The sequence below is a fragment of the Oleiphilus sp. HI0066 genome, assembly GCF_001635725.1.
Genome location: NZ_LWFH01000306.1, coordinates 1 through 585 on the forward strand (window position 1 = coordinate 1; position 585 = coordinate 585).

Genomic DNA, 585 nt, shown 5'->3' on the forward strand with positions numbered 1-585 from the left:
GTTCAAAGCCGCGTTCGAATTTGTCGTAATGGTAGGCAATGTCCGATGCGAAGTATGTTGTTTCGCCATTGTCGCGCTTCACTACACGGTCTTTGTCATCGCCAAAGTCTGTTGAACGGAACCATGTAGCGCCATTTTTCTCGTATAGGAAACCATTCTCTTGAAGTTTTGCAAGCGCGACTTCAATGCTGTCTTTTAATGATGCCTCAGAGAACCAGCGTTGATAGTTCACACCGAACTCGCCTAAGTCCTCGCGTATTTCATCAACGATTGAATCAGCGCCGAGGTCGTAGACCGTTTTGAATCCGTCGCCAAGTAGTTCTCTAGCGCGAACGATGACCGCATCGATATACAGCTCTTTATCACCGCCTTCATCTTCATCTTTTGGAAGATCTTTATATACATCTTCGGCGTTTTGAGAGAACGCGTCGCCATGCTTGCTTTGCAGGTCTTTTGCGATATCAAAAATGTATTCGCCTTTGTAACCGTTCACTGGGAATTTAATGTCTTGGCCTAGCAGTTCTAAATAGCGCAGCCAAACACTCGCAGCGAGAATGTTCATTTGGCGGCCAGCGTCGTTAACGT

The 585-nt window shown here is 46.5% G+C and carries 1 protein-coding gene; it reads right to left on the minus strand.

Translation table 11 applies throughout. The features are described 5' to 3' along the window. The coding region (gene argS / locus A3738_RS04515; protein ID WP_082889964.1) for an arginine--tRNA ligase at positions 1-562 on the minus strand (562 nt) is incomplete at its 3' end. Positions 563-585 lie beyond the last annotated feature (23 nt).